The following is a 3501-nucleotide window of genomic DNA, read 5'->3' on the forward strand; positions in this document are numbered from 1 at the left end:
TAGGTTATGAGTGCGTGAGTGGTGAAACCTTTGGTTTACTGCGATTTGAACGTCTAGATAGATTATTTTTAGGTAAACCCCAAAGCCAACAACGCAGCCGCACAGAACAAGAAAAAGCATTACAAAAATTACAAAAGTTGTTTAAAGCTGGTGCAGGTATGCATTTGGGGAATAGCAGCAGCGATCAAAAACTGTTTCTCAGTTCTGATGTCAACAAGCGAATGCAAGTCTGCGTTACAGTAGAACTTTGGTTTAGCGATCGCATTTATCCCTTTATTACCGAAGGGACAAAAAGATTCGCCCAGATGAAAATGTCCCCACCGATTCACAAGACAACGAGTAATTTGCCCAAGTCTTTATTTTGCCTTGATAGAACAGGCGATCGCAATTTTCCCCATCGTTTTCAAGCAATATTTCCTCACTGGACATTAGATGATTTTGATTTATGGAGATGGATTGTTGGGTTTGGCGGTAATGCTGAAGTTAAAACACCACAAGAATTAGTCCAAAGGGTAGCAGAAATCGCTCAAGGAATTGTTGCTAATTATAGTTAATATTCACAATAATTTTAGCAATCCGTTAAGGATTGGTGAAATATTATATGTTGACTGTTGACTGTTGATTGTCAATAAACTTCACGATAGATTGTGAGACTTAAAAGCAGAATAGCTGAGAAAATTTTAGCTTTCCTCATTCGCATCAGATACCGACAATAATCATCTACATATCCACTAATCTAGTGAGTAACAAACAATATTAATCAGGAGAATATCATGCCGAATTTTCGTGAACGTATGCAATCAGCAGTCAAGCTTTGGCAAGATAATCACAAAAACGAAGCATATCTATTTTCTCAAGATTACGACCGTATGCTTGTTTATCTATGGTGTCATAGTCGTGGAGGAAAAAAGGAAGGATATAGCGAAGATGTAGCAGAGTTCGCCGCAGCGAATAGAAAAGCAATTGGCGATGTTAATTATGCAAAAATGCTGCGTGTGCGAGAATATTGTGATTTTTGTAGTGAAACATACAAATTAGAAAATTTATCCATTTGTATTGATTGTCGTAACGTTTACTGTTATCGCTGTGCAGCCAATCATGGTGTATGTTCTAACGGCAATTATAGCTGTGTCTGTGGCGGAGATTTAGTTGGTTAACTGATATCTCTAATTCCTGGCTAACTTCAAAAATTACGCAACCCACCAAACACTTCTTCTTCCAAATTATCAAATAAATTTAACGTGCTGTTATTGATGCCTTAACCAAAAGCTAAAGGCTTTGGCGGAGCGATCGCTCTGTGGAAAAAATTTGCGATCGTTTGCACAATTATCGGATTTGACTGCGAAATAAGCTAATGATCATTCAAATTGCATCCCTGTCTCAAGGCATTTTTTTGAGGCTAAGAATTATGCAACTTCAAGATGGATTAGCTTACTTGCAGAGCATTCTTTTTTACTCACATCAACAACATACTAACATCATGGAAATTATCACAGGTAGCGGCAACGACACTGTTATCAGACCAGTTATTGTCAATGGCTCAGTGTTTCGCAGTAATGATATTATCAGCACTGGTGCTGGTAACGACACCATTAACCCCGGACTAGGTAAATATGAGTCTGTTGATGGTGGTGAAGGTTTTGACCACCTCATTATAGACTACTCCGTTGGTGATACGGGGGGCGGTATGTCTTTTAATAGTGGTCTTAACGCTAATTTAGGCACTGCTAATCGACATCAAAATGGTTCTCTATTGGATTACGTCGCCTTCAAAAATATTGAGAAATTCACCGTCATCGGTACTAGCAAAGATGACACCATCAAAACATTCTATGGCAACAATGTCATTAAAGCGGGTGCTGGCAATGATAGCGTGACTGCTGTTGCTGGTACTTTAGATGGTGGTTCCGGCTTAGACTACCTCACCCTCGACCTCTCCACACAAACAGCTAACCTCAACCTTTCTGACCTCACGAATATCAATATTTCTAGTGTTGTCACTGCTATTAATTTTGAGGGATTTTCGATTACTACCGGCAGTGGTAACGACATTGTTACCCATTCGGGAATCGTTAACGGTGCTGTACTGCGAACTAATGATGTTATTAGAACTGGTGCCGGTAATGACACAATTAACGCCGGACTAGCTGGTGGAAGTATCAATGATGGTGATGTTGTTTATGGTGGCGATGGTATTGACCGCCTCATTGTAGACTATTCTGTTGGTGATACTGGTACTGGTATGCGTTTTAATGGTAGTAGCATTTATGGCACAGCTATTAGAAAAGTCAGCAGTACAAATAATACTCGCCTAGATTTCATTGGTTTCCATAACATTGAGGAATTTACAGTCATCGGCACGAGCAAAGATGACACCATCAATACTGTTGGTGGCAACGACATTATTAATAGTGGCGCTGGAAATGACACTATCTATACAGGCGCTGGAAATGACAATATTGATGGGGGTACAGGTAACGACATCATTGATGGTGGTGCAGATAGCGATCGCATGACTGGCGCTACTGGTAACGATACTTACATTGTTGACAACACTGGAGATATTGTCACCGAAACCTCCATAATCAGTAGGGAAATTGATACAGTTAAAGCCTCTATTACTTATACCTTGGGAGCCAATCTAGAAAACTTGATTCTCACAGGTTCAGCTGCAATTAATGGCACTGGTAATAGCCTGAATAATCAGTTAACTGGCAATCAAGGTCAAAATATCTTGAATGGTGGTGCTGGTAATGACACCCTTGACGGTGGTAATGGAGATGACACTCTTGAAGGTGGTGCTGGTAATGACACCCTGATTGCTAATTCAGGCAAAGATGTGATGAAGGGTGGTACTGGTAACGATATTTACATTGTGAATGTTTCAAATGATGACACCATTATCGAGAATGCAGACGAAGGAATCGATACAGTTCAAGCCCCTTATACTTCTACCCAGGGCTATACCTTGGGTGCTAACCTAGAAAACCTGATTTTAGTGGGAGGAGGAACTAAAGGGACAGGCAACGCCCTCGACAACGTTCTCACGGGTAACTCTAACAATAATACTCTCAGTGGAGAAGGTGGCAAAGATACTTTAATTGGGGGAGATGGTAGTGATACCCTAATTGGCGGTGCTGGTAATGACATCTTAACAGGTGGCAATGGCAGTGATTTCTTCCTTTACAACACCAATGCTGCTTTTAGCAGTGCAGCTATTGGTAGCGATCGCATTACGGATTTCGTTAAAGGCAGCGATAAAATTATTCTCGATAAAACTACATTTACAGCCCTGCAAAGCATAGCTGGTAATGGGTTTAGCATTGTGAATGAATTCGCTGTAGTTAGCAGCAATACAGCATCTGCCGTTAGCTCTGCCAAAATTGTTTACAACCAAAGCAGTGGAACGCTCTTTTACAATCAAAATGGAGTTGCATCTGGCTTTGGTACTGGAGCAGAGTTTGCCATCTTTACAGGTAACCCCTCACTGACTGCATCAGA

At 40.7% G+C, this 3501-nt stretch carries 2 protein-coding genes and 1 pseudogene; all 3 read left to right on the forward strand.

Features of this window, described 5'->3' with window-relative positions:
- Positions 1–554 (forward strand): annotated as a pseudogene (locus H6G41_RS34275) (WYL domain-containing protein); the annotation flags it as partial.
- Positions 555–773: 219 nt separating this feature from the next.
- Complete coding sequence (locus H6G41_RS34280) at positions 774–1157, forward strand: hypothetical protein (protein ID WP_190637395.1); 384 nt, start codon at positions 774–776, stop codon at positions 1155–1157.
- A 251-nt stretch (positions 1158–1408) separates the two neighbouring features.
- Positions 1409–3501, forward strand: a 2093-nt coding sequence (locus H6G41_RS34285; protein ID WP_190752829.1) for a calcium-binding protein, incomplete at its 3' end; no start/stop codon positions are given.

Origin of the sequence: Tolypothrix sp. FACHB-123 (genome assembly GCF_014697075.1) — a bacterium.
GTDB lineage: Bacteria > Cyanobacteriota > Cyanobacteriia > Cyanobacteriales > Nostocaceae > Aulosira.